At 62.8% G+C, this 26,837-nt stretch carries 22 protein-coding genes and 1 tRNA gene; 2 read left to right on the forward strand and 21 right to left on the reverse strand.

From position 1 onward, the window contains the following. Positions 1–21: 21 nt before the first annotated feature. The 16 genes from AC1DOQ_RS16810 to AC1DOQ_RS16885 all read right to left on the reverse strand — a co-directional run bounded on the left by AC1DOQ_RS16810 (position 22) and on the right by AC1DOQ_RS16885 (position 18,580). Positions 22–780, reverse strand: coding sequence for a glycosyltransferase family 2 protein (locus AC1DOQ_RS16810; RefSeq protein ID WP_477366530.1), 759 nt, complete (start codon positions 778–780; stop codon positions 22–24). Between the two features lie 2 nt (positions 781–782). After that, positions 783–1,994 (reverse strand): glycosyltransferase family 4 protein, encoded by a 1,212-nt coding sequence (locus AC1DOQ_RS16815; RefSeq protein WP_477366533.1) that lies wholly within the window; start codon positions 1,992–1,994, stop codon positions 783–785. Further along, positions 1,991–3,508, reverse strand: coding sequence for a flippase (locus AC1DOQ_RS16820; protein ID WP_477366536.1), 1,518 nt, complete (start codon positions 3,506–3,508; stop codon positions 1,991–1,993). The genes AC1DOQ_RS16815 and AC1DOQ_RS16820 overlap by 4 nt, the downstream gene beginning before the upstream one ends. A 1-nt stretch (position 3,509) precedes the next feature. After that, entirely contained in the window at positions 3,510–4,979 is a 1,470-nt protein-coding gene (locus AC1DOQ_RS16825) for an O-antigen ligase family protein (RefSeq protein ID WP_477366539.1), read from the reverse strand. Between the two features lie 9 nt (positions 4,980–4,988). Next, positions 4,989–5,681 carry an exosortase-associated protein EpsI, B-type gene (gene epsI, locus AC1DOQ_RS16830; RefSeq protein ID WP_477366542.1) on the reverse strand — a complete coding sequence of 231 codons (693 nt, stop codon included), beginning with the start codon at positions 5,679–5,681 and terminating at the stop codon, positions 4,989–4,991. After that, entirely contained in the window at positions 5,678–6,583 is a 906-nt protein-coding gene (gene xrtB / locus AC1DOQ_RS16835) for an exosortase B (RefSeq protein ID WP_477366545.1), read from the reverse strand. The genes epsI and xrtB overlap by 4 nt, the downstream gene beginning before the upstream one ends. A 1-nt stretch (position 6,584) precedes the next feature. Continuing rightward, on the reverse strand, positions 6,585–7,454 hold the full coding sequence (gene epsG / locus AC1DOQ_RS16840; protein WP_477366548.1) for a chain length determinant protein tyrosine kinase EpsG: 870 nt from the start codon (positions 7,452–7,454) through the stop codon (positions 6,585–6,587). Between the two features lie 13 nt (positions 7,455–7,467). Then, complete coding sequence (gene epsF / locus AC1DOQ_RS16845) at positions 7,468–8,874, reverse strand: chain length determinant protein EpsF (RefSeq protein WP_477366551.1); 1,407 nt, start codon at positions 8,872–8,874, stop codon at positions 7,468–7,470. Between the two features lie 56 nt (positions 8,875–8,930). Continuing rightward, complete coding sequence (epsE, locus tag AC1DOQ_RS16850; RefSeq protein ID WP_477366554.1) at positions 8,931–9,719, reverse strand: polysaccharide export protein EpsE; 789 nt, start codon at positions 9,717–9,719, stop codon at positions 8,931–8,933. A gap of 34 nt (positions 9,720–9,753) precedes the next feature. Then, positions 9,754–10,818: an EpsD family peptidyl-prolyl cis-trans isomerase gene (locus tag AC1DOQ_RS16855; RefSeq protein ID WP_477366557.1), complete on the reverse strand. Its 1,065-nt coding sequence runs from the start codon at positions 10,816–10,818 to the stop codon at positions 9,754–9,756. A 148-nt stretch (positions 10,819–10,966) separates the two neighbouring features. Next, positions 10,967–11,947, reverse strand: a complete 981-nt coding sequence (gene fcl / locus AC1DOQ_RS16860; RefSeq protein WP_477366560.1) for a GDP-L-fucose synthase — start codon at positions 11,945–11,947, stop codon at positions 10,967–10,969. A gap of 3 nt (positions 11,948–11,950) precedes the next feature. Continuing rightward, on the reverse strand, positions 11,951–13,066 hold the full coding sequence (gene gmd / locus AC1DOQ_RS16865) for a GDP-mannose 4,6-dehydratase (RefSeq protein WP_477366563.1): 1,116 nt from the start codon (positions 13,064–13,066) through the stop codon (positions 11,951–11,953). Between the two features lie 164 nt (positions 13,067–13,230). Further along, the gene (locus AC1DOQ_RS16870) at positions 13,231–14,610 is read right to left on the reverse strand and encodes an undecaprenyl-phosphate glucose phosphotransferase (RefSeq protein ID WP_477366567.1); all 1,380 of its coding nucleotides are present in this window, start codon (positions 14,608–14,610) and stop codon (positions 13,231–13,233) included. 20 nt (positions 14,611–14,630) lie between these two features. After that, a complete protein-coding gene (epsL, locus tag AC1DOQ_RS16875) occupies positions 14,631–15,839 on the reverse strand; it encodes an XrtB/PEP-CTERM-associated polysaccharide biosynthesis outer membrane protein EpsL (protein ID WP_477366570.1) in 1,209 nt (402 codons plus the stop codon). Between the two features lie 39 nt (positions 15,840–15,878). Further along, positions 15,879–16,604 carry a CAAX prenyl protease-related protein gene (locus tag AC1DOQ_RS16880; protein ID WP_477366573.1) on the reverse strand — a complete coding sequence of 242 codons (726 nt, stop codon included), beginning with the start codon at positions 16,602–16,604 and terminating at the stop codon, positions 15,879–15,881. Positions 16,605–16,651: 47 nt separating this feature from the next. Then, positions 16,652–18,580: an ATP-binding cassette domain-containing protein gene (locus AC1DOQ_RS16885; protein ID WP_477366576.1), complete on the reverse strand. Its 1,929-nt coding sequence runs from the start codon at positions 18,578–18,580 to the stop codon at positions 16,652–16,654. 144 nt (positions 18,581–18,724) lie between these two features. Here AC1DOQ_RS16885 and AC1DOQ_RS16890 point away from each other — a divergent pair. Continuing rightward, positions 18,725–18,799: transfer RNA gene (locus AC1DOQ_RS16890), tRNA-Arg, on the forward strand. Positions 18,800–18,974: 175 nt separating this feature from the next. Further along, positions 18,975–19,214, forward strand: coding sequence for an Arm DNA-binding domain-containing protein (locus tag AC1DOQ_RS16895; RefSeq protein WP_477366579.1), 240 nt, complete (start codon positions 18,975–18,977; stop codon positions 19,212–19,214). A gap of 12 nt (positions 19,215–19,226) precedes the next feature. Here the strand turns inward: AC1DOQ_RS16895 and AC1DOQ_RS16900 are convergent. From AC1DOQ_RS16900 to AC1DOQ_RS16920, 5 genes are all read right to left on the reverse strand, one after another. Further along, positions 19,227–20,350, reverse strand: a protein-coding gene (locus AC1DOQ_RS16900; RefSeq protein ID WP_477366582.1) for an IS3 family transposase whose coding sequence is annotated in 2 segments (ribosomal slippage) — positions 19,227–20,098 and positions 20,098–20,350 — 1,125 coding nt in all. Because the reading frame shifts where the segments join, the coding sequence is not laid out codon by codon here. Between the two features lie 80 nt (positions 20,351–20,430). Continuing rightward, a complete protein-coding gene (locus AC1DOQ_RS16905) occupies positions 20,431–20,697 on the reverse strand; it encodes a PAAR domain-containing protein (RefSeq protein WP_477366585.1) in 267 nt (88 codons plus the stop codon). A gap of 3 nt (positions 20,698–20,700) precedes the next feature. After that, on the reverse strand, positions 20,701–22,188 hold the full coding sequence (locus AC1DOQ_RS16910) for a T6SS immunity protein Tli4 family protein (RefSeq protein WP_477366588.1): 1,488 nt from the start codon (positions 22,186–22,188) through the stop codon (positions 20,701–20,703). Positions 22,189–22,196: 8 nt separating this feature from the next. Beyond that, positions 22,197–23,957, reverse strand: coding sequence for an esterase/lipase family protein (locus AC1DOQ_RS16915; protein ID WP_477366591.1), 1,761 nt, complete (start codon positions 23,955–23,957; stop codon positions 22,197–22,199). 19 nt (positions 23,958–23,976) lie between these two features. Next, positions 23,977–26,727, reverse strand: a complete 2,751-nt coding sequence (locus AC1DOQ_RS16920) for a type VI secretion system Vgr family protein (RefSeq protein WP_477366594.1) — start codon at positions 26,725–26,727, stop codon at positions 23,977–23,979. Positions 26,728–26,837 lie beyond the last annotated feature (110 nt).

Here is a 26,837-nt window from a genome sequence, read left to right on the forward strand (position 1 = left end):
ACTTGCCTTATGAACCACAAGTCAATGCGCTTCTTCCGCGCGCAAGGTCCGCATGCGTTTCATGTAGCGCAGACAATAGATACCAAAAGCTAACGGTGCCTGCGCCAGGTAGCGCCGCCGCACCGCGAATTCTTCCTGGCGCGCCTTGATCCGGTTGGCCGAGGACAGGCTGCCGGCGTGGTCGCGGAACACGGCCAGCGGGCGGTCGACGGTCGACGGCCGCGCTACCCGGCCCAGGCGCAGCCAGAGGTCGACGTCCATCGCGTACTTCAGCTGTTCGTCGAACATGCCGACCCGGCCGAAGGCGCTGCGGCGGATGAAGACGGCCGGATGGGGGACCCAGGCGCGGCCGGCGGCAAAGGAATCGTAGCTGAACGGCAGCATCGGATAAGGCGGGACCAGGGAGCCGTTCTTGAGCACCTGCACGTTGCCGAACACCCAATCCGTCCCTTCCCTCGCGAAGCGCTCGGCGACCGTCGCCAGCACGTCGTCGCTGGCGTAGTAATCGTCCGAGTGCAAATGGGCCACGTATTCGCCGGTGGCCGCTTCGATACCCTGGTTCATGGCGCGGCTGACGCCGCCGCCGACGTCGCGCAGCACGCGCTTGCGGCCCGGGTAGGCGGCGATCATCTCCAGCGTGCCGTCGGTCGAGCCGCCGTCGACGAAGATGTGTTCGTAATCCTGGCAGGTCTGGCGCTGCACCGAGGCCAGGGTATCGGGCAAGGTGGCGGCGCTGTTCCAGGTGCAGGTGACGATCGAGAAGGTAGGTTTGCTGGTCATGGTCATTTGGCGTAGAGGTCGAGTAGTCGAGGGATGGCGTGCGACACGTCCATCGCGAAGGAATCCGGGAGCGGCACCGTCACTGGCGCACGTCCCAGCATGCCGACCAGCCGCTCCACCAGCCGCGGCATGGTCTCGGCCAGCTGCAGCTGGCCGTCGTAATATTGGTAGGCCGCCAGCTCCGGCGTGCCGCCGCGCGCCAGCGCCACGCACTGCTTGCCCAGCGCCAGCGCTTCCAGCACGGTGGTGGAACAGGCTTCCTCGCACACCGAGGGCACCACCAGCACGTGGCTGCGCGCCGACAGCCTGATCACCTCGCCGTAGGGCTGCCAGCCGAGGAAGCGCACCTGCGGACCGGCGTAGCGGGCTTCGAGCTGCGCGCGCAGCGGGCCGTCGCCGATGATGGTGACCCGCGCATGCGGCGGCAGCCAGCCGGCCACCTGGCCCAGGAATTCGCCGAAGCCCTTGCCGGTGTCGATACGTCCGACCAGCAGCACCTCCCCTGCCCGTACTTCGGCGGGCGCCGCCGCGTTCTCGCGCAGGAAGGGATAGCGGATGAAGTTGTGGATCACGCAAGCGCGCGACAGGTCGGCATCCGGTACCGAGCGCAGGAAGGCGCGGCGCAGGAAGTCGGACACGAACACCGTCTTGTGGCGCGCGAAGGACTCGGCCGTTTCGGAACGGTAGCGTTGCACGGCGAAGCCCGAGACGGTCCGGCGCAGCGAATTCGGCGCCGGATGGATGCAGGCGGCGCAGTCGCGCCGGTCGCGCGTCTCGCACACATGCCCTTCCTTGAAGCGCAGGTGGGTCACGCATTCGCTGCCCTGGTCGTGCCGGGTCTGGACGAAATTCATCGTCGGCGGCACGTAGCGCCCGACCATCGGCAAGTGGCCGTGGTAGTGCACCACGTCGTACTGGCCGGCCTCGCGCATCAGCGCGCGCGCCACCCGCCGCGCGAACCAGGGACGCTTGACGGGGTTGAAGAAGCCCAGCTGGGACTCCTTCCAGCCGGGCCGCGCGAACGCGAAGCCGGGCAGCAGCCGGCCGTGGAAGCCGATCTCGCGGGCAGCCTCGCCATGGAAGCGGTCGCTGCGTCCCATGATGTCGACTTCATGCCCCTGCTCCAGCAGGGCGTTGGACAGGGTGACGACATGCTTGCCCAGGCCGCCGATCTGGGTGCCCGGCAAATCCTCCGATACCATCAGGATCTTCAAACCGCTTTCCTCATCGACAATAAGCCTTTGACCCTGGACCACGCCAGGTCCTTGTCGTCCTTTTCGATCACGCACAGCGCGCCCCAGGCGAACAGCAGCGCCACCGTCATCAGCACCAGCAGCACCAGGTCGAGCGGACCGCCGTCGAACAGGCGGTTGCCGGCATTGGCGAGGACGGCCACCAGGCCCACCCCGAACACGCTCGGCAGGTAGGCCTGGCGCACCAGGTCCTTCATCCGGGCCGGCACGGTGCGGCCATGCACCGCCGCCAGGAAGATGCAGGTCATGACCCCGGACGCGATCAGATGGCCCCAGGCGGCGCCGACGATGCCCCAGCCATCCACGCCGAACCACACCACGACCAGGCCGAAGGCCGCGCGGACCAGCGCGAACATGCCGCTGACACGCGGATGCCCCATGCCGTCGTTGACCAGCGACGGCAGGCTGGTGAGCGAATCGATGAATTGCGACAGCGCCATCACCGCCAGCACCACCTGGCCGGCGCGTGCGAACTGCGGGTTCATCCAGTAATACAGGATCTGGTAGGAGAATACCGCCACCAGCACCAGTACCGATGCATTGATGAATACGACATAGCGGCTGGCCTTCAGGTAGAGGGCGCGCAGGCGTTCCAGCTCGCCGCGCGCGGCCAGGGCGCTGGCGGCCGGGAACAGCACACCCGAGAGGCGGAAGGTCAGGCTGAGGATACGGTTCGCCAGGGTCGAGGCCACCGTGAAATACGCCAGCCCGGTCACCCCCACCAGGGCGCCGATGATCAGCTTGTCCGCATAGGCATACGACAGGCCGGCGAAACGGCTGAGGAAGGAATAGGCGGAAAAGCCGAGCAGCTCGCGCCGGATCGTGGCGCCAGGCCGGCGCCAGGCGAGTTCCGGCAGCAGGCGGCGGATGCAGCGCCACAGCACCACGCAGTTGATCGCRCTGGCGACGACGCGCAGCAGGATCACCTCGAACAGGCCATGGCCCAGCATCAGCACCGCCACCGTCAGCAGCGGCACGCCGGTACCGAACGCCATCTCGATCCGGCCGGCGATGTCGTAACGCATCAGCGATTGCGGGATGCTCTGCAGATAGCTTTGCAGCTGGCCGAGGAAGAAGCCGAGCGCCGCCAGCTTCAGGGTGGCGACCGCCTCCCCCACCAGCTGCGGCGGCACCGAGAACACGCGGGTGACGAAAAAGTGGGCGCCGCCGTACAGGCCGATGGCGCCGATGAGGCCCAGCAGCGAGTAGACCGCCAGTCCGAAGAACACGGTCTCGTCGATGCGTTTCTGGTCCTGGTGTGCATTGAACTCGGCGATGTACTTGACCGAGCCGGCGGTGACGTTGATATCGATGACGGCGAAATAGCCGACGATAGCGGTCACCAGCGAATACACGCCGTAGTTCGCATCGCCCAGGCCCTTGACCACCAGCGGTACGGTGCCCAGGGCGACCAGCGCGGGTATGACGGCGCCGAGCAGGTTGGAGAAGGCATTGCGAACCAGGCTCAGATTCATCTCACAGCGGGGCTTGCGCCGGCACCAGGTTGACGTGGCCGCGCTTGTTCGCCTCCCTGACGGGCTGGACGGCAGCTTCGCGGCACACGGCCATCGCCACGTACGGCAGCGCCAGGCAGATCGCCAGCATCTGGGTCGTGCGCACCTGCGGGAACGGCGTGCCGACCAGCAGGTCGGGCAGCATGAAAGCCAGCCCGGCGGCGCCGGCGGTGGCCACGCCGAGCACCTCCGGCGACACGGTCCGCAGCGCGCGGCGCGCGAAGGCGGCGAAGGCATAGATGGTGCCACCCAGCAGCACCAGCCCGGGCAGGCCGGCTTTCAGGGCGATGTGCAGCACGCCGCTGTGCAGGAACAGGCCGCCGTCGGGATTGGCTTGCCACGAGATGTGCTGGTAGCCCGTGTAGCGGCCCCAGGTGCCGATCCCGGTGAGCGGGTGCGACAGGAAGTCGCCCATCGCAAACTTCAGCTCCAGCACGCGCTCGCTCTCGCTGCCGAAACGCTTCGACTGCATGTCGAAGAACAGGCTGGAGAGGCCATGCGCGCCCTTGGTCTGGCCGAGCCGCTTGAAGGCGGCGTACAGCAGCCCGACGCCCACCACCGGCGAGCCCAGCACCATCAGCTGGATGCGGCGCTGCATCGGGAAGCGCATCATGACGATCAGGCCGGCCAGCACGAAGCCGATCCAGGCGGTGCGGCGGTAGGACAGCACCACGCACATGGCGGTCATGCACAAGGTCGCCCATTCGACCAGGTGCCAGAAGCTGCCGCGCCTGGTCTTCACGATCTGGAACAGGTTGACCGCGGCGATCGCGAACGCGATCGTGCACAGCAGGCTGTCGTTGATGTCGAAGAAGGTCAGCTTGATCTTCAGGCCGTTCATGTTGGCGTAGACGTTGTTCGGGTCGCCCTTGAAGATCGCCCAGCGCACCAGGCCGAACAGCGCGCGGCCCAGGCCCGCCAGCATGATGAAGCGCGACAGTTCCACCACGTCCTCGCGGGTGCGGAAGGACAGCAGCAGCAGCGAGACCAGCGGCGCCATCCAGATGATGTTGGAGAAGCCGGCCACCGTCAGGATGTCCTGCAGCTTGACGTTCATGAACAGGCCCACCGCGACGTGGCCGCACAGCAGCAGGAACCAGGCCCAGAACCAGGGCCGCAGGTTGCACTGCGGGGTCGGAAAGCGCTGGAAGTTGGCCGACACGCGGGCGCAGCACCAGAACGCGAACATCATCCAGAACAGCAGCGGGAACAGCAGCACGCCGGAACCGCGGGTGTAGATGCCGGGCGCGCCCACCGTCGACAGCGAGCCGTAAGTGGTCGAGTTCATGCAGAAGAACACCAGCATGTAGGCATACGCCAGCCAGCGCGGCCGCACCATGCCGATGCCGGCCGCGACCACCGCCAGCACGCACAGCAGTGCGACGACGATGAAGGGCAGCGAGGTGTAGACGTAGAGGATGAAGTTCTGCATCGAAGACCGCTATCCGTGGGTGGTGGCCGCGCCCAGCAGGCGGCTGCGCGCCTGCGGGTCGAGCGCACTGAGCATCTGGTTGACGAAGCGGTCCTGGACCTTGTAGGCATTGCCCTCGTCGGCTTCGATGGTCGAGACGCGCACCAGCATGCCATCCGGGATCCGGCCCGACAGGCCGTACATGAAGCGCTGCAGTTTCTGGTCGAGGCCCGACATCACGACCTTGTCGCCGATCGTGACCCAATAGGTGATCGGCTCGTTGCGCGCGTTCTGGCGCGCCACCAGGCGCTTGACCGGCAGCTTGCCGAAGCCGGTCGCCAGCTCGTCGCGGCGGTCCTTGAGCATGTCGAAGCCCTGGGCCACGTAGCAGACCTCGGGCAGGTGCAACTGCAGCTGCTTGCTCTGGTCGCCGCCGTAGGCGATCGACAGCATCACGCGCTGTCCCTGGGCGTTGACATAGGTGCGCGACAGGGTCTGGTCGTAGAGCGCGGCGATCAGCTCCTTCTGGTTCGGATCGGGTGTCAGCGGCACCACGCTGCTGTCGATGGTCCAGCCGGCGAAGCTCTTCGGGATCATCGTGTCGAGATTGAAGTTGGCGCGGGCGTCGGCCACCTTCTGGGTCGGCGTCAGGGCGCCGGTCAGGGCCGAGGTGCCGGCCATTGCCACGCCCAGGATCACGCTGGCGGCAAACTTGCGGTTCATGCGGCCTCCCTGGTGCGCAGCGGCGTGTTCTTCGCTTCCCTGCGGCGGATGGTCCACTGCAGGGCCGAGTCGATCGACAGGATCAGCACCAGCGCCGTCACGAACAGCACCATGCCGGCAAAGCCGTGCAGGAAGCCCTGCCCCGCCGCGTCGCCGTAGTAATAGGTGATCAGGGTCAGCACGATCACGCGGATCACATTGGCCGAGAACGAGATCGGGATGATGAACAGGGCCAGGCCGACATTGCGGAAGGCCGAGGGGTGGCGCATCAGGTTCAGGTAGAACAGGCCCAGCGCTTCCAGGGTGAGCAGGGTCTGCAGGCCGGCGCAGGCATCCGCCACCAGCAGCTGGTACTGGCCGATCTGCAGGATCACGCCGGAACGGCTGATCGGGTAGCCGAAGGCGAACAGGATGTGTTCGGTGGCCCAGGAAACCGCCATCTTCATCGGCATCGTCACCGCGGCCACGAATTCGCTGGGGAGCGGCACCATGAAGATCATGAAAAAGAAGGGGAACCACAGCACGCGCATCGCGCGTCCGCCGCGCTTGATCAGGAGCACGGCCATCATCACCAGGATGATCGACAACACTTCCAGCATCAGGATCTTCTGGGAGCGGCCCAGCATGTGGGTCAGCAGGCCGATCGCGAGGATGGGCCAGCCGGTCCAGCTGGCGCGCGGCGGCGTGGTCGCTTCCAGCATCTCCGGCCACTTGCGGTAGATCAGCCACAAGGCCAGGCCGAAGATGATCGGGCCGTGGCCCTGCTCTTCGCCGACCCAGGCCCCGGTGAACAGGTCGTAGAAGGTCGGGACGAACAGCACGGCCAGGCCGAGCAGTACCGGCCACCATTCGGGCAGCGCGGCACGGAAAGAGCGCATCGAGCGAATGGCCAGCGTGTTCATTTCAGAACTCCATCACCACCGAACCGAGGATCTCGCAGCCGGCGTCGACCAGCTGTTCGGCGGTACGGCCGATGTGCGAGATGCGCGTGTAATTCTTGCGCGTGACCAGCAGCGCGCCGCCGGCGCGGCTGGCGACCGCCACCGCGTCGACGCCCACCTGGAACGGCGGCACGTCGTACAGCACCACGTCGTAGCGGCTCTCGAGCTGGGTGTTGAGGTTGCGGAAGCCCTCGCGCGCCAGCAGTTCCTGGGGGTTCGGCGGCAGCGTCCCGGCCGGCATCACCGACAGGTCGACGAAGGCCGGCACCCGTGCGATCACGTCGAGGTCGGCGCGCCCGGCCAGCAGGTCGGACAGGCCGGCGCGCGGCTTGATCGCGAACGCATCCTGCTGGCGCGGGGCGCGCAGGTTGGCGTCCACCAGCAGGGTCTGCTCGCCGAGCTGGGAAAAGACGATCGCCAGGTTGGCCGCGAACAGCGCGGCGCCGTCGTCCTGGTCGACGCCGACGATGGCCAGGGCGCGGCGTCCGCGTGCGAACCAGCGCAGCATCAGCTGGCTGCGGATCGCGCGCAGCGACTCGACCTGCGGCGAGAACGGTTCATAGGCGGCGATCAGCTTGGGCGACAGCCCGGCCTGCCCTTTCTGCAGGTAGGGATAGGAGAACTGGCGCGCCAGCGCCTGCTGGATGTCGTCCTCGCTCACCAGGCCCAGACGCACGGCCGCTTCGCCGAAGCGGATTCCGGTTTCCTTCTGCATGCGCAGCACGCGTTCGGCGTCTTCCGGATTGAGCTTGCCCGAATCGAGCAGGAGGGCGCCCATGCTCATTTCGGCGGCGTGGTCGGCGTGGACGGCGGATAGCATCGGAGAATTCATGGTCTGTCCTCGATCAGTTCAGGCGCAGCAGGCGGCGCGGCGCCAGGGAACGGATACCGCCGAGACGGCCGCGCGCCGGTTTCCATTCGATGGTGCCGAGCACCGGGATGCCCAGCATGTCCTTGACGTCGCTGGGCGAGCGCACCGGACGGTTCAGCAGTTCCAGCAGCAGGGCCAGGCCGACGCCCAGCACGGTACCGGCCAGGATGCCGACCAGGGTGTTCAGCAGCACGCGCGGGCCGGACGGCTCGGTCGGCGCCACGGCCGGGTTCAGCAGCGAGATGTCGGACTGCTCGGACTGGGCTTCGATACGGGTTTGCGAGAAGCGCTGCGACGCGGCGTCGAAGGCGCGCTGGGCGCTGTCGAGATCCTTCAGCAGCACGCCCAGTTCGTTGCGGGCGCGGTTCAGTTCCAGCACCTTGGCCTTCTGCTGGGCGACGGCTTCGCGCAGCTCGGATTCGCGGGCGCGCATCACCTGGGCGTTCGCGCCGACGCTGCGCGAGACGGTGCCGAGGGCGGCGTTCAGCTCGCCACGCACCTTGTCCAGCTCGGCCTTGGCGGACTGGTACTGCGGGTGGTTCTTGCCGTAGCGCTGGGAGGTGTCGGCGAACTTGCCTTCGGCGGTGGCCAGGTTGGCACGCATCTGCTGGATCAGGGCATTGTTGGCGACGTCCGGCGAGGTCAGGGCCGAACCGGCGGCGGCCTGGCGCGAGTTCCCTTCCATCGCGGCGGCTTGTGCCTGGACCAGCTGGGCGGACAGGTCGTTCAGGCGCTGCAGTTCGACGTCGACACGGTTGTTGTCGAGGCTGACGATGCCCTTTTCCTGCTGGTATTTGGAGAGGCGGGCCTGGGCGGCTTCGAGGTTGTCGCGCAGCTGCTTGGTCTGTTCATTGAAGTACGACGATGCCTTCTTGGCCGGCTGGGTCTTGAGCTGGACGGTGATCTTCTCGTACTCGTCGGCGAAGGCGTTGGCGACCGCCGCGGCGAAGGCCGGATCGGCACCCTTGAAGCTGATCTCGACCACCGAGGATTCGCGCGAGGGCACGATCTCGAGCTTCTTCAGCAGCAGGTCGGCCAGCCAGTCGCGCACCGTGCCCCGGCCGTCGGTGGCGTCCTGGAATTGCTGGATCACGGCCGGGCTGTTGGCCAGGTGCAGCGCATCGACCACCCGCAGCGCCACGTTCTTGCTGCTGATGATGTCGATCTGGGTGGCCATATAGCCCGGCAGCAGCTGGCCCGGCATGGTCAGTCCGGTCAGCGGATCCACCCCTTTGTAGTTCAACAGAACGGATGCTGTTGCCTTGTACGTCTTGGATTGGATCAGGCTCCAGCCCAGGGCCAGCGCGACCGTGACCAGCAGGGTCGTCAGGATGATCTTTTTCCGAGCGAGCAAGATCAGCAGGAATTGATGGACGTTCATGATGAACCTTTTTCAAAACGGGGTGGAACAAAAAGCCGGACCGCTTTACCTAAACATCAGAACCACGATTCACGCACCGTGATGACGTCGTCGGTCTGCACCAGGTCGTCATTCTTCACGTCGATCGTATGCGCCACGCCGCTCGCATCCTTGCGGGTCACGCGCAGGCCGCGCTGGGTGCCGCGCTGGGTCAGGCCGCCGCCGGCCGAGACGGCCTGCTGCACGGTCATCGCGCGCTCGATGCGGAACGGACCCGGACGGTTCACTTCGCCGGTGATGTAGGCGCGCGGCGCGCGTTCGACGAAGATGATGTCGCCGCCGGCCACTTCGTAGTCGCGGTCCAGTTCGCCCTTGCGCACCATGTCGACGATGTCGATGGTTTCGCGGGTGGTCTTGCCGTTGCGGTTGCGTACCAGGCTGACCATGTCGCCTCCGTCCTGGCTGATGCCGCCGGCGATCGCCAGCAAATCGAGCACCTTGCGCTTGCCCTCGATCGGATAGCGTCCCGGGCGGTTGACCTGGCCCAGCACCGACACCTGCTGGCTGGCCAGCGTGGTGATCAACAGGTTCACCTGGGCCTTCTTCAGGTAGCCGCCCTTCTCCAGCAGGCCGCCGATCTTCTTCTCGGCCTGCTGCGTGGTCAGGCCGCCGACCTGCACCTCACCCAGCAGCGGGAAGGTCATGCTGCCGGCTTCGGAGACGCGGGTCTCGGTGGCCAGGTCCGGGCTGCCGTAGACCGTTGCCTTGACCACATCGCCCGGGCCCAGCACCACTTCGGCAGCGCTGGTAAAACCGGCGGCCAATGCCAGGGTTGCTGCGATCATCCAGTGTACGAATCGTTTCATTTTTGTTCCCTCTTTTTGATCAATGTTGAACGTGTCACTTCAGTCCGGCGACGCCGCGGTCGAGCGCTGCCTTGTCGGCATTGTTTTCCGAAGCCGGCGCCGGGGCCGCAGCGGCGCCGTTGGCGTGCACGCCGCCCTGCTGATCGGCAACCGGCGCCCCATTGGCACCCGCCACCGCGCTGGCCGGGGCAGCGCCGGCCGGCAGCGTCGGCGCCGATTTCGGATCAGGCATCAGCGACTTGTTCAGGTACTCGATCTTGGCGTCGGCACGCAGGCGCTGCAGCTCGGCAGTAGCCAGTTCCTTGTTTTTCTTGTTGACCAGGAACTGCTCGATCTGCGGCGAGGCAACCGCCAGCGTGACCGGTGCATCCTTGACTTCGGTCACTGAAATGAACATCGCACGCGGACCTTCCTTGACCACGAACAGCTGCCCCTTCGGCATGCCGAGCAGCTTCGACGACAGCTCCGGCGGCACGTCGGCGGTGCTGCGGGTGACCTGGGTGCGTCCGTACTTGAGCTTGTGGGCATCCAGCCAGACCGCGACTTCCTCCAGGGACTTGGCGCTGTCGGCCGCGGCCCGCACTTCCGGCGTCAAGTCGTTGGCGCCGATCACGATCTCGCTCATGCTGAACTGCTTACGGTTGGAGAAGAATTCCGGATGGGCGTTGAAGTAATCCTCGACCTCTTTCGGCGTCGGCTTGGTCACGTTGCCGACCCGCTTCTGCAGATAGGCCTGGGCGACGATCAGCGACTTGGCCCGGTGGATCGCCTGCATGACCTTGGGATCGCGATCCAGGTTTTCCTTGGCCGCCGCCTCCTGCAGCAGCTGGCGGTCGATCAGGACCTGGAGCAATTGCTTGCTGGCGGCGTCCTGCTGGGCCGCCGAGACGCCCGCCCGCTGCAGCTCCTCGTTCAGCTGCAGCACCGTGACTTCTTCGCCGTTGACGCTGGCCAGCGCCTGTCCCGGCTTCTTTTCCTTTGCCTTTTCGCCGCACGCGCTCAAGGTTGCGGCAACGAGGATCAGCGCGGCGCATAGCACGCGCTTCGGGGTGGAGGGGGAATCGCTTGTTTTCATGGCCGCCAGGTGGTGTGTGTTCACGTTGTTTCCTTGGGTTGGTGGGAACTCTTGTTATGACGAAGATGTCTCACACTTCAGTCTGCTACTGATGCATTCTGGGTGCCGCACGCTTGGGGCTCTGTTCGTCGGCTAACACTCAAATGCCAGCTTGCGTGCGGCTCCCGCCGGTTCAGGCCGCAGCCCGATTCTGTTCCGCTTCCGTCAGTTCGACGAAGGCGGCGTATGCGCGGGTCAAGCCTTCCGGCAGCGGCGTGCTGGCCTGCCAGCCGAGCCGCTTCAGCTTCGACACGTCCAGCAGCTTGCGCGGCGTGCCGTCCGGCTTGCTGGTATCGAAGCCGATGCGTCCCTTGTAGCCGACCACCTCGCCCACCAGCCGCGCCAGGTCGGCGATGGTGACGTCCTCGCCGGTGCCGACGTTGATGTGCGAATGCATCGGATCGGTGACCTTCGCATAGGTGTCGTGGTCGAGGTTCATCACGTGGACGCAGGCGGCCGCCATGTCGTCGACGTAGAGGAACTCGCGCATCGGCTTGCCGCTGCCCCAGATCACGACTTCCGGCGCATTCGCCAGCCTGGCTTCGTGGAAGCGCCGCATCAGGGCCGGGATCACGTGGCTGTTTTCCGGGTGATAGTTGTCGCCCGGACCGTAGAGATTGGTCGGCATCACGCTGCGGTAATCGGTGCCGTACTGGCGGTTGTAGCTCTCGCACAGCTTGATGCCGGCAATCTTGGCCATGGCATAGGGTTCGTTGGTCGGTTCCAGCGTGCCGCTCATCAGGTACTCTTCCTTGATCGGCTGCGGCGCCATGCGCGGGTAGATGCAGGACGAGCCCAGGAACAGCAGCTTCTGCACCCCGTTGGCCCTGGCTTCGTGCACGACGTTGGCCTGCACCATCATGTTGTCGTAGATGAAGTCCGCCGGGTAGGTATTGTTGGCGTGGATGCCGCCGACCTTGGCGGCCGCCAGGTAGACCTGGTCGATGTTTTCGTTCCGGAAGAATTCGCGGACCTGCTGCTGGTCGGTCAACTCCAGTTCCTGGTGGCTGCGGGTAACGATATTGGTATGGCCTTGCGCGCGCAGGGTGCGCACGATGGCCGAGCCGACCAGGCCGTTATGGCCGGCGACGTAGATGCGAGGCTGAGTATTCAACGTTCACTCCATTGAAATTGCAACGTTGTAACCATGCGATGCCAGCAGTTTGTGACGGCGCGCCGTGTCCAGGTCGCACTCCACCATTTCCTGCACCATCGCCGCGAAAGAGGTGCGCGGTTCCCAGCCGAGGCGATCGCGCGCCTTGCCCGGATCGCCCAGCAAGGTCTCGACCTCCGTCGGCCGGAAATATTGGGGATCGATCGCGACGATCGGCTGCCCCATCACCACCCCCGGCGCCTTGTCGCCGCCGATGGACGCGACCACGCCGCGCTCGTTCACGCCCTCGCCTTGCCAGGCGATCTCGATGCCCAGCTCGCGCGCGGCGAGCTCGACGAAGCTGCGCACTGAGTACTGGCGGCCGGTGGCGATCACATAGTCCTCGGGCTTGTCCTGCTGCAGCATCAGCCACTGCATCTCGACATAGTCGCGCGCATGGCCCCAGTCGCGCATGGCATCCAGGTTGCCGAGGAAAAGCTGCTGCTCCAGGCCCTGGGCGATGTTGGCCAGGCCGCGCGTGATCTTTCGGGTGACGAAGGTTTCGCCGCGGCGCGGGGATTCGTGGTTGAACAGGATGCCGTTGCAGGCATACATGCCATAGGCTTCGCGGTAATTGACCGTGATCCAGTAGGCGTACAGCTTGGCGACCGCGTAGGGACTGCGCGGATAGAAAGGCGTGGTCTCGCGCTGCGGGGTTTCCTGCACCAGGCCGTAGAGCTCGGAAGTCGATGCCTGGTAGAAGCGGGTCTTCTTTTCCAGGCCGAGGAAGCGGATCGCTTCCAGCAGCCGCAGGGTGCCGATGCCGTCGACGTCGGCGGTGTATTCCGGCGACTCGAAGGAGACAGCCACATGGCTCATCGCGCCCAGGTTGTAGACCTCGTCCGGCTTGACTTCGCACATGATGCGATTCAGGTTCGAGGTGTCCGACAGATCGCCGTAGTGCAGGAAGAAATTCTTGTTCTCGACGTGGGGATCCTGGTAGATGTGGTCGATGCGCCCGGTATTGAACAGCGAGGCGCGCCGCTTGATCCCGTGTACCTCATAACCCTTCGCGAGCAGCAGTTCGGCGAGGTACGAGCCGTCCTGTCCGGTCACTCCTGTGATCAGCGCTTTTTTCATGTTCTCGCTTGCCTTTCAGGTAGCAGTCCGCATGGGGCTGCCCCTTAAATATTGCAATCTCAGCAATTATTCTACGCAGCTCAATCAGTCCCGCAAGCGCCGATCCGATTGAATCCACCCCTTTAAGTCAACCTTAAGTAGACTTAATTTCCCTCAAAACACGCTTAAAATGCGTTTTCTCGCGTCAACACGACTTTCACCGTCCTGAGCACGATCCACAGGTCCAGCCACAGCGACCAGTTGCGCAGGTAGTCGAGGTCGTACTGGATGCGCGCTTCCATCTTGTCCAGCGTGGCGGTTTCACCACGCAGGCCATTGACCTGCGCCCAACCCGTAATGCCCGGCTTGACCTTGTGGCGCAGCATGTAGCCCTTGATCACCTTGCGGTACTGCTCGTTGTGCGCAACCGCGTGCGGGCGCGGGCCGACGATGCTCATGCGGCCCTGCAGGACGTTGATAAATTGCGGCAACTCGTCCAGCGAGGTGCGGCGCAGGAAGCCGCCGATCTTCGTCAGCCGGCCGTCGTTGCGCTGGGCCTGGGTGACGGTGGCGCCGTTTTCCATCACGCTCATCGAGCGGAACTTGTAGACGATGATCTCCTCGCCGTACAGGCCGTAGCGGCGCTGGCGGAAGATCACCGGCCCCGGCGAACTCAGCTTCACGGCAATGGCGACCACCAGCATCAGCGGCGCCAGCAGCAGCAGGATCAGCGCGGCCAGCACGACGTCGGAGGCGCGCTTGATGGTGCTGTTCAGGCCCATGAAGGGGGTCTCGCAGATGGCGATCACCGGCATGCCGCCGACGTTGTCGAAGCGCGCCTGCATCAGGTCGAAGATATAGACGTCGGGCAGGAAATAGACCGAGGCCGTGGTGTCCTGCAATTCGTCGATCAGCTTGCGGATGCGTGGCTGGGCCGAGATCGGCTGGCTGATGAAGATCATCTTGATGCCGTGTTCGCGCACATACTGCGCCAGCTCGCCGGTCTTGCCCAGCATCGGGTGGTGCATGCCGGCCGGGATGCGGTCGTCGGTGCGGTCGTCGAAGAAGCCGCGCACCGCCATGAAGAGGTTCGGGTGTTTCTCGACCACGCCGGCAAACTTCAGGCCGACGTCGTTGGCGCCCACCACGACTACCGAGCGCACTTCCTTGCTGCGGTTCGGGGAGTTCGCCAGGCGCGCCGCGATGTGGCTGGTCAGCAGGATCGCAGGCGTCGCGATCGCCCAGGTGGCCAGCACGCGGGCGTCGTAGAAGTACTTCAGGCCGCTGGACGAACCGAGGAACCACAGCACGGCCAGGGTAACGGCCCAGCCGAACACGGTATCGCGCCCGTAGGCCCACATGCGTCCGCTGCGCCAGGTGCGATAGGGATCGATGTGCTGGTACACGGCCGACGAAATGAAGAAGGCCAGGATCATCAGCACCAGCATGTAGCCCGAGAACGGTTCGTGGAACAGCAGCGCGGACAGGTACAGCGTTCCCATGATGATCAGGGGATCGAGTACCCGCTGGAAAAACGATATCAGTGGTATGTCATTGACCGTCATAGGAACCTGTTGAAACTGCCTCAGAACTGGGCGTTGGCCGTCAGCGTCACGCTGTTCGACTTGAAGCTGCCAGTACCGAGGACCACGGAGCCGCTGCGCGACTGGTGCGCCACCCCGCCCTGCACCTGCAGCAGGGGGCGCGGATGCCAGGTCGCGCGCAGGCTGGTCGTGCGGATCGCATCGCGGAGGTTGTCCGAACCGGCAAAGTCGCGACGCGGGTTGTAGTTGCGGCGCTCATAGCGGGCGTCGGCATTGACCGAGATCTTGGCGGTCGCATCCCACTGGGCGCCGACGCTGGCGCCGGTGTTCTGGGTATAGCTGACCACCGTGCTTTCGAGCGGGGCGAAATCGCGCCACACCGCCGCCGTGTAGGTCATCTTGCCGCGCGGCTGGTAGGTCGCGTTGATCTTGCCGGCGAAGCCGCTGGTCTTGCCCTCGCCGAAGGAAGGCTGGTCGCGGCGCGTGTAGCCGACCAGGGCGTCCAGGGTGGTCGAGCCGGTCGCCAGCCATCGCACGCGCGCCTTCAGCTCGTCCTGGGTGAAGTTGTCGTTGAAGGCGAAGGGACCGACCGGACGCGGGAAGGGATACCTGCCCTTCACATGGCGCGCCACCAGGCCGACCGTGCTGCCGCTGCGCGCCAGGTAGTCGAGTTCAAGTTCGGAAGCGTCCTCGGTGCGGTTGTTGTAGCGGTTGCTGAGGGCTTCGTAGGTGTACTTGTCGCGCTGGAAGCCGGCCCGCACCCGCCAGGCCGAGTGGAAGCGCCAGGCGCCTTCGGCGTAGCTGCTGCGGGTGCGGCGCAGGTTGCGTTCGTTGCTGCGGAAATCGGTGTACGGGGCCAGCACCTGCTGCAGCGAGGTGCCGATCCTGCCTTCGAGGTGATTTCCGAGTTGCCAATTCCAGTTCGCCTGCAAGTCCTTGCCGTCGTAGTCGAGCTGCTTGAAGTGATCGAAGTTGGTCTTCGACAGCTTGGCGACGAGCGTGATGCGCTGCCGGCTGTAAGTCTTATCGAAGATCAAGCCTGCTTCACGCGTCCACCACGAATCGCCGCGCGTGTTGTCAAAGGCGGGCTGGTCTTCGGGAATGCGCAGCAGGTTGTCATCGTGACCGTAAGCCACGCCGCCGTAGACATGCAGCGCATCATTGGGCCCGGCGCCGGCCGGCACGGCCGGGATCGCAGCGAAGGCGGAGCAAATCAGCAGGGCAAGGGGACGCACGCGGGAATTCAACATGATTGTTTGTCTTCTTAAGGTTAAACGCGCTGGACGGATTTACCAGTACGACCAGTTACCGGTACGGACGACCCAGATCCCGAGCAGGCCGTTGGTCACGGCGTGCGCCAGGATCGGCGACCACAAGCTGCGGTGACGCATGTACAGCAGGCTGTAGGCGGCGCCCGCGACGATGCCGGCCAGCCACAGGTTATGCTCGAAGCCGAACAGCAGGACGGTGATGATGAAGCTCTTGGGACCGAGTTGAGATGGCTCAACCGACTCGAAATTGGCTGCGGCAACCCAGCGCATCAGGAAGGAGCGCCAGAACAATTCTTCCATCACGGGCACGACCAGGGCCGCGCCGAGGATGCGGATGGCGACCAGCAGCCAGTCGATCCGGCCCTCGCTGCGCGGATCGAAACCGGCAGGAGAGCCGAAGATCATCCAGCCGGCGTCCAGGCTGACCCACAGGACCAGCACCACGATGCCGGTGGCGAGCGCGGTCAGGACCGCGGGCGTGGCAAGGCGAAAATGCCTGAGTTCGGAATAGTGGCGCCAGAACAGCGCCAGCAGCAGCACGACGGCTGCGATCTTGGCGGGATACAGCCACAGCAGCGCGGAGGGGGCGACGCCCAGGCGTTCGAGGACGTCGCCGGCGACGATGAAGAACAGGTAGGCCGCGAACGGCAGGATGCGGACCCAGGCCGCACGGCTGAACATGGGTGCATCGGCCGGTCGTGTCACCGCGGCGGGTGGAGCGATGCGTTCGTCATGTTCAGTCATGTCTCTCCGTCAGCAGGCGCCTGGCCTGCGCTCTCTAGCGAGCCATGCTACTCCCCCCTGACGCGCGCCTCGAGGCGCTCCCAGCGTTCCAGGGCATCAAGCAGCAAGTCCTCGATCTCCGCGAAACGTCCGTTGATTCTGCGCGCATCGGCGGGATTGGTCTTGTAAAAGTCTGGCGCATTCAGCTGGGCCGTGATCGCCGACTGCTCGTCTTCAAGGCTGGCGATGAGCTGAGGGAGTTCCTCCAGCTCTCGCTGTTCCTTGTAGCTCAACTTTACCTTCTTGCCAGACGCGTTCTGTGCGCTGGATGACATTTCGTTCGCTTTGACCGGGCTGGTCTTTGCGGCCTCGGCCGGCGCCGCAGCGCGCGCCTTGGCAGCCTCGGCTTTCACGCGTTCCCAGTCGCTGTAGCCACCGACGTATTCGCGCCACATCCCCTGCCCTTCGGAAACGATCACCTCGGTGACGACGTTGTCGAGGAAGGTACGGTCGTGGCTGACCAGGAAGACCGTGCCGCTGTACTCGGCCAGCAGTTCTTCCAGCAGCTCCAGGGTGTCGATGTCGAGGTCGTTGGTCGGCTCGTCCAGCACCAGGCAGTTGGCCGGCTTGGCGAACAGGCGCGCCAGCAGTAGGCGGTTGCGCTCGCCGCCGGACAGCGACTTGACCGGCGAACGGGCACGCTCCGGCGCGAACAGGAAGTCGCCCAGGTAGCTCATCACATGCTTGCGCTGGCCGTTGACCTCGACCCAGTCGCTGCCCGGCGAGATGGTGTCGGCCAGCGAAGCCTCTTCGTTCAGCTGCGCGCGCATCTGGTCGAAGTAGGCCACGTTCAGCTTGGTACCGAGCTTGACCATGCCGCTGTCGGCCGTTTCCTCGCCAAGGATAATCTTGAGCAAGGTGGTCTTGCCGGCGCCGTTCGGACCGATCAGGCCGACCTTGTCGCCGCGCAGCACGATGCCGCTGAAGCCGTCGATGATCACCTTGTCGCCATACGACTTGGAGACGTTTTCCAGTTCCGCCACGATCTTGCCGGAGCGTTCGCCGCTGCCGACGTCGAGCCGCACCTGGCCCTGCTGGTCGCGGCGCGCGGCGCGCTCCAGGCGCAGCGCTTCGAGGCGGCGCACGCGGCCTTCATCGCGGGTGCGGCGCGCCTGCACGCCCTTGCGGATCCAGACTTCTTCCTGGGCCAGCACCTTGTCGAACTTGGCGTTCTCGATCTCCTCGATCGCCAGCAGTTCCTTCTTGCGTTCCTGGTACTTGCTGAAGTTGCCCGGGAAGGACAGCAAGCGGCCACGGTCGAGCTCGATGATGCGGGTGGCGACGTTGTCGAGGAAGCGGCGGTCGTGGGTAATGAACAGCACCGAGCCGCGGTACTCGCGCAGCAGGCCTTCCAGCCACTGGATCGAGCTGAAGTCGAGGTGGTTGGTGGGCTCGTCCAGCAGCAGCACGTCGGGAGCGGACACCAGCGCCACCGCCAGCGCGACCCGCTTCTGCATCCCGCCGGACAGCGTACCCATCTGCGCCTCGCCGTTCAGGCCCAGGCGGCCCAGGGTCGTCTCGACCTTGTTGCCGATGTTCCAGGCGTCAAGCGCATCCAGCTTGTGCTGCAGCTCGTGCATGCGTTCCATGAGCGCATCGTCGTTACCCTGGCCGAACTGTCCGGTCAGCGACTCGTACTCGGCCAGCATCGCCTGCTGCTCGCCCAGGCCGCCGGCGACGGCATCGAACACGGTCATGGCCGGGTCGAACACCGGCTCCTGCTCGACGTAGGCGATCTTGAGGCCCTGCTGCATGACCAGCAGGCCGTCGTCGAGTTTCGAGCGCCCGGAAATGATCTTCAGCAGCGAGGATTTGCCGGTGCCGTTACGGCCGATGAGGCCGACGCGCTCGCCGGCCTCCAGGGAAAAATCGGCATGGTCGAGCAGGGCGACGTGGCCGAAGGCCAGTTGCGCGGAGGTGAGGGAGATGACAGCCATGATCGTGTGCAGCAATGAGGGAAAGGCGCATTGTACCGACTGGCGAGGCCGGATTTCCAATATTGTCTGGATCATCGGCTATAATTGCGGTCGGTTCACGATTCCGGCCTGTTCCGCAGGGTCCGCTCGCCGAACCGCTGAGTCCTCCCCGTAGTACAATGGATAGTACACATGCCTCCTAAGCGTGGGATACAGGTTCGATTCCTGTCGGGGGGACCACTTCTTCACATCGCGGTGTTTCACCGCATCTCAACATCCCGCCTCTCCCTATGAGGCGGCGCAACACCACAGTCTCATCAGGAACCATCCTGAGTCCGGTCATCTCAAAATGCTGTTGGTACTTTTGTTGGTACCTTCATGTCGGCCTCGAACGCATACCAACAGGGCGGACCAGATGGCACTCACAGACACCTTCATTCGGCAGGCAAAGTGGAGCGGCACGAAATCCGGCGACAAGCACAGTGACGGCGGCGGGCTGTATCTCTTAGTTAACGGAGTCGGCAAGTATTGGCGCTTGAACTACCGCTTTGCCGGCAAGCAGAAGACCCTTGCTATTGGTGTCTACCCTGCCGTCCCACTGGCTGCCGCCCGCAAGACGCGAGACAGCGCTCGTGACCGGCCCGGGTTTTTGTAGCCAACTTCAGAGTTAGTCGTCGGCCATAAATTTGATGCCGGATTCGAGCTTTCGCCTGTACTGGCGGGCGAATTCGGCAGGTGCTACTTCTCCAAGGGCCCTGTGAGGACGGCTCTCATTGTATTCCTGCTGCCAGGACAGGATCTGGCTTTTTGCATCGCGCAAGGATTCAAACCAGTGAGCGTTCAGGCATTCGTCCCGAAACGTGCCGTTGAAGGACTCGATAAACGCATTGTCGGGCGGCTTCCCAGGACGGCTGAACTCGATCTTGACTTTGTTGTGGTAGGCCCAGAGGTCGAGGATGTGACTGGTGAACTCACTGCCGTTATCGCAAAACAGCGTCCCAGGAACCCGCCCGCTTTGCTTGATACGGTTTAGTACTGCCACGACATCCGTGCCGGATAAGCGCTGCCCCACTTCAATCGCCAAGGATTCCCGGGTAAAGACGTCGACAATGGTCAGGCATCGAAAACGTGTCCCGTTGGCAAGTTGGTCGGCGACGAAGTCCAGACTCCACGCTTGATCGGGACGTAAAGCCGGTTTTCGTTGTGGCCGCGTGACCTGCGCCTTCGATCGGCGCCCGGGCCGGTAGCGTAAGCCCAAGCCTTCCTCCCGGTAGATCCGATATATCACTCCAGTGCTATGCCGGAAGCCCTCTCGCTTGAGCAGCACGCCGATCTTACGGTAACCGTAGCGCATCCTTGTGATCGCCAATTCCTTCATGCGCTGCCGTAGTGCCGTCTGGGGATCCTTGCAACTCTTGTAGCTGTAGACACGGCGCGCCATCCCGACCAGACGACAGGCGCGGCGCTCCGACGTGCTATAGCGGCTCTTGAGGTAGTCCACGATCACTCGTCGCTTATCCGTCCTCACCACTTTTTTTTGATGACGTCAGCCAACATTGCCTTGTCCAGGCTGAGCTCGGCAACGATCTTTTTCAGGCGCTCGTTCTCTTCCTGTAGCTGCTTGAGCTGCCGGGCCTGATCGCTATCGAGTCCTGCGTACTGCTTCTTCCATCGATAGAACGTCTGCTCCGAAATGCCGATACGACGGATCAGGTCGGCAACAGGTAGGCCTGCCTCCGCTTCCTTCAGGACCGCAACAATCTGCTCGACTGCAAATCGTTTTCGTTTCATGCAAAACTCCTTCCATAAGGACAGTTTCGCCGAAAACTAACGTTGTCGCTGGCTACATTTTTTCAGAGCCGATCACTGGATTATTGCCCGCTAAAGTGTCCGATGGACGCAGTCAAGGTAGCGCCACAAGTAATTTTATGCCCATCATAGGCAACGGCGATGCCATCGATGACGTGTGTTGGGTCGCCTTCGGCAATCGTACAATTGTTATGCCCGTTGATGGGACAACTGCATGAATCGCCAACGCGAGCGACCGCGATGCCGCCGACCGTGAAATGCGTGGCGCTCACACTGTCGACCTTGCCGCCGTGGGACGTGGCGTCCCCGAGACGGATCACGTTGCCCATCGCTCAGCCTTTCTTCTCGGGCCCAGCCCCTTCACCCCAGCCGCCTTCGGTCGTGCCGCCTGTGGCATCCTTTGAAGGATCATCCATCGGGGAGGTTTGTGCGATTGTCGGTGGCTGCGCCGCCACATCGGCACGAGCAGGCACATCATCGTAGCCAACCAACTTCCAGACCGTGGCCGTACGGTACGAAGGCCGTTCTCCCTTGAGTTTTTGCCATATCGACGGTTCGCCAAGCGAGACGACATGCGGCATACGTTCGCCGGCCTTGATATGTTGACGCTGGCTACCTGCTCGGTCGTACGATTCGCTGGGCTCCCAGCAACCGGTCTGTGGACAGTTGCGCCCGGTTGCCGCAAGCTCACCAAGCGGACGACGCAATCTTGAATCGGCTTCCGCTGTCTTAAGCGACGCGGCACTCGTCGGGCGCACGCGGATCGTGCTGGTGATCTTGTCCCATACAGCGATGGCCTCTTCGTCGGTGAGGCTGGCCTTGGTGGCGCCAGCGGCGTTGTCGGCAACGCCTGTTTGCATCTGTATTTCTGCATACGGTTTCAGTGCGTCTGCCGGCACACCCCTAAAATCCATTGCGAAATCATGGATCGAGTGTACTTCCGCCCGTTCTGGCGTACGCGATAAGGCTTCAAAGCCGTTTGTCCAATCATGGATCTGGCGCGCTCCCCTTCGCAAGTCTTTAGTCTTGAGCAGTGGATGGTTAGGATCCTGCGCTTTCTCCCCCTGCTCAAGCCGATCAAGTCGCCACAACAGCGAATCGCTTTCGGAGTAATGCGGATTCGACGGCCCGACAAAAATCGACAGATGGGTGTCCGGAAATTCCGTGAGGCGGAAACCGATTCGAATTAGTTCAGCACGCGACTCTTTATTCGCACCCGGTTCATCTGAAAGGAAGGCGTTTTGGATGCAGTTGCCGGGCTCATTAGGAATTTCACCTTCAACATGCCGGCGTAAACGGCGGGCGATACTTGATATTTCTGCTATTGTGCCATCTTTATCATCTTGCAAAGGACGCGCATCGATAACAACGCCATCACCGTTGATTTTGAAGTATCCGTTAATTTTTAGGTCAGTAAGGGCTTCAAAACCATCGTATCCCGTAATTATTTTCCCATCGGGTCGATTTACGTTGTCGACCGATAGCAATAGTGGCACATCGTCGTGATATATTGCCTTTTCGCTTTTTAATTCATCAATGAATTTTTGCGCCAACTCTTGGACGTAGTCTACACCGCCAGGGTAAACAGTGACACCGAGTGGCACATCAACGTTTCCCCATGCGACGATTGCAGATGCAGGCACGTCGACCATAAATCGTCCAAAGCAGACTGTCTTGGTCTTTTCAAACATGGCTTGCAGACGAGGGGTGAGTGCGGTCATATTCGGTGTCTTCCATTCTTTGTGGTTACGGTCACAAGCTGTCAGGAAAAGAACCGCAATGGCGAGCGGAACCAGAAACAGGCGCTTGGTCGTGATCATATGCACGTTCATCCCTTTTCACCGTTCCATGTTGCCTTCTGTGCGATGCGCACAATGCTGTACAACGTCGAGGCTACAGCTCGTGGATCTTTGTAACTGGACTGGTGTTCGTAGCCAAACTGGCGAAAAACACCTCTGAATTTGCCGCTTTTCAACTGATGATCGGCAGATTGGGCAGGCACGGTCTGATCGCCTGGCGCACTAGCTGGACGAAGCGTGGCATAGATTGAATTGGGTACGGCTGCACCGACGCGTGGGGCAAACGCCTTGTCGGGATGATCCCAGTTCCAACGGACTAGTTCTATCTTACCCTGCCGCGTGTCACTAATGATGGGCCAGTTTTTCCATTCATTAGGGTCAGCGCAGTTCTTACTAATCTCCCACACCACTTCCCCGAAGCTACGTCGCTCCGGATCGACACCATAATGCGCGTAGCTGTTCGGGTGAAATGTATCGAGAATCGTGTTATGGAAAATCTGGGCCTTGTCGAGATAGAGACATGTGCGCTGGAATGTGCCGCCGCCATGTCTTGGCGGCAGACCAGAGGGATTGATCCAATCTTCGCGGAACAACGCATACCACTTGCCCCGAAGTTTGTAGATCTCATTGTACGGATCACCTTGCTTCGGCAATGCTTCCAAATCACGCCCGTTGTGCTTTACGCGTAACCAGCCATTTCCATAGGCCTCGGTAGGCAGTAACTGCAGTCCGCCCGGCGCATTCGCCAGCACTGCGGTCACCTCATCGCCATAATTACCGGCCACCTTGGTAGCAAGACTTTCTTGCGGTCCGTGTATCATGCCAGGGTCCTCGAAACCCGCCTTCATTCTTTTGTAGGCAGCCGGGGCGCCGATGGCGGGCATTACACCATGCACGATGCCCAGCACCTTGTCCTGCAAGTTGCCATATTTTGGGTGAACCAGCGCCCGCCCGACCAGGCCGCCCATGGAATGGGTTACGACAATCACCTGATTGCACTCATAACCTGACTGGTTGAAATCATCGATGACCTTGTTGATACGCCTGGCGATAATTTTGGCGCTGTCGCCATTCGATTGCAGCCAGTTATAGCCAAATGCATACACGGCAAACCAGCAGCCGCTTACAACCTTTTTGAGCTCATCCTCAGTCAAAGCCTGCTGCGGCAGAGCAGGATCCGGGCTCCATAAACGAGGGTTAATACCGACGACATCGCGCCACTCCTGCCGGAGCTTGCCTTCCGAAAAAGTATTGTTGAGGCGTGATTCAAGATACTGCAGCAACTCACCATAGCTTTTAAAAAATACTTCACCCCAGCCGCGCGCTCGCGCCTTTTGCACGGCGGTACGCTGGCTCGTCGCAGCACATGAATCTTCCATCAGCAATGGCGACTGGAAGTTCTTGTCGAGTTCGACGTTACCATGCCGTTTATCGCCGCTGACTTCGGATGGGCCGGAGGGATCATAAACATCCACAGTGGTTTGCAGCGGATCTAGCCGTAGCTGGCGGCCTGCCCGGCTGTCATTGGCTGCGCCGCTTATATTCGTCGGACCAAGAATGTCTGGCCGCCAGGCGACGTTTTCATCTTGATGCAATTCCTGTTGCCTCTGCGCACTCATGCGCAAATTCGACCCCATTATCCCCGGCAGAAAAATGATCGGCAGTACCCGCTTGGGTAGAAACTTGGCGCACTGCGGCCGCTTGTCCTGCTTCGGTGTCGCAAACCCTTCAGCCTTGCGCGCGGCGCCGGGATTCAGTTGCGCGGGTAACGGGTGTTCTGCAGTTGCCATCGATTTCGCCCTCCTGTAGTCAGTCGTCGAGTGCCTCGATGCTGTAGCGGCCAAAAGGCACGGCACTGGCAAAGCGCTCTGTCAGCCCGTTCGCATCGGTCCGCCCCTCGAACGTGCGCCCGTCTTCGGTGGTGATGCGATAACGCTGGTTCTTCATCGGCTCGTCAGTTCCCACCCAGCGCAGCACGGTCTGCTGGTCGTGCTGCGTCTCGCCCTTCGGCAGCGTCACGGTGGCGGGAGCGCCGCCGCCCGGCCCGACGTGCGCGAACTTTGACGACTTGATGGTGTGCTCGCCGCTGCTCTGCTGCGTGATGGCGCCACCGCCGATATCCACCTGCGCACCCTGCGCCACGATGCGGACCTTGGGCGCCTGTAGCACGATTTCCTCGGCGGCGGTCAACACGATGCGCTTCGATGACGTGGCCTCGATGTCGTCGCCATGCGTCTGCAGTTCGAGCTTGCCGCTGGCGCCGATGAGCTTGATGCCGAGCCGGTGGGCGAACAGGCTGATGCTCTCCGACACACGCGCCAGCAGTTTTCTGCCGACCGAAAGCTGGGTATTGCCGATACTGACCATATCAACATGCGTTTGCGCCCCGATCGCGATGTTGTCTTGGCTAGTCACTGCAACGCCCGCAGGCGCGGAGAGCGCCACAACGGGCTGGCCGCCGGCGCCTGCTCTATCCTTCTCGGTATTGCTGCCGGCTTCCCACTGCTTCAGGTAGTCGATCAGCTGGGTGAGTTCCTTGCCATCGGTACCGTCCACATGGTGCGTTGACGCCAGTTCGGCCAGTTGCTGCTGCACGCCCTGTAGGGCTTTCGCCAGGCCGATCAGCTCAGCGCGATCGAGAAGTTTGCCGCTGGCGCTCTGGCGAGCGGAGGCACTAATCAGCACCCCTTGCGCTCCTCGCACYGCAACCGCATGGTCGCTGCGCAGCTCCGCCCCTTCACCGCGCGCGTCGCCCTTGCCATCGTTGCGCGGATGGGTAAGCCAACCAAGATTCAATTCACTGTGGCCGTGTTGGGACGACAGTTGCGCATTGATCTGCCCCGGAGTGTCGTCAAGGCGCAGCTGGTTGTAGCGGGTGCCTTCTACTTCCTTGCTCTTGATGCCGGCCAGGTATTTGTTGCCGGGCAGCGCGCCAATGTGGCTGAACGTAGGCGGCGGAGCCATGCGGCCATAGACCCGGGCGACGATAATCGGTTTGTCGGGGTCTCCTCCGAGGAAGTCGACGATGACTTCATCGCCCACGCGGGGCAGCATACTCGCGCCCCAATGATTGCTGGCCCAGGTGCTCGCTACTCGTATCCAGGCAGAGTCGCGATCGCTATCGCTGGCGCCGGTTCCTTGGGCATGAGTGTGGTCTTCCATCCTGGTGCCGGGAAAGCGCACTTTAACCCGTCCATATTCGTCGCAATGTACTTCCTCGTCGGGAGGGCCGACCACAATCGCGCTTTGCAGCTGCGGACGGGGCAAATCGGTACGTGGATCGAACGCGGACACGATCGGAATGCCGCGGCGTACGCAGGCAAAGCGATTCGTGTAGCGCATACCGCGCTCTTCGCTGGCTTGCCGCAGCGCACCGGCGGAACGCCCGTCATCCCATCGATTGAGCGCAAACAGACGCTGCACACGGTCGCTAAGAGTCTTGGGAAGGTTGTTTTCCGCATCCACCTCCAGGCGCGTGATGACGAACTCCCTCTCCTTCGGGGGATGAGTGTCGATTTCGAGATGGCCGCTTAAGGCGATCCATTGCCCGACACAGAGCGCGCGAACACTTCCTTCACCGTAGAAGGACTTGGATTCGTACTCGTGGCGCTTCATGCGCAGCTCGCCGAGATTCCGGTAATCCTCTCCGTCCTCGCCGGCATGCGGGACGTCGATCAGATAGTCATCGAGACTGAATGCGAACCGGTTGCCCATCGTCCCCTGGTCGATGCGCGACGGCGTATGACTGCTCATCGGCCGGCCCTGCATGTAATCCATGGTCAGGCGGCTGGCATTACCCGGCTTGAGCGTGCGGACCGGACTCCACGCGAAAATGGTGTCGCTTGCTTCGGTACCGTCATCGCGGTGGTAGCGGACGGTGCCAGCAGCATTTTGCGGTAGCGTGAATGCGTCGTCGCACAGTACCAGTGCATGGGCTGGCATGTCCTTGCTTTGCGACTGAGTGGCTTGCCCTGACCGGATGAACCACGCAATGCCGCGGCGCTTCCACAAGCGGCGCAAGAAGTCGGCATCCGACTCGTTGTGCTGCATCGTAAACTCCCGGGCGGGATAGCTGCCGACCACATACGACCAGTCCATGTCGAATGCCTTGGCCAGCACGGGATTATTCTGGCGCCATTCGTCCAGGATGACCTGGGTGATATCCAGCTCGTTCAGGTTGCGGAAAACGCGGGTATTGGTACGCTGCTCCATCAGGGCGAGGGCATCGCGCACCACCAGTTCGTAGGTCGCCAGGCCGCCATCGCTCTGGCCGGCGGCGGCCTGCGCCACGATGCCACACACGGCGCGCAGATCGCCGCGGTCGGTCACGAACTGCAGTTCGACCGGCAGCGCGATGAATTCTTTCAGGGGGAGATCGGCGCGTGCCGATACGCACAAGAGCCGGTATTCCAGTCCTCCGCATAGCGTTTCAGTTCCGGTGACACATTTGACCAGCAGGACGTTGCTAAGGACCTGCTGCCCTTGCGACAGTCGCACACGAATGGGGCGATTCGCTTCGGTCAACCCGGCGAATCCTTCGACCAAGCCATGGAAGTTCATTCAGTCGCCATTAAAATATTTGTTGTCGTAACACGTTCCAAAAAATTAATGGTACGTATCTAGAACAACAATATCTTTGACAATGAGCAATCTCTTGCTTGGCGCTATTT

This window comes from Massilia sp. 01N417 (genome assembly GCF_056399645.1).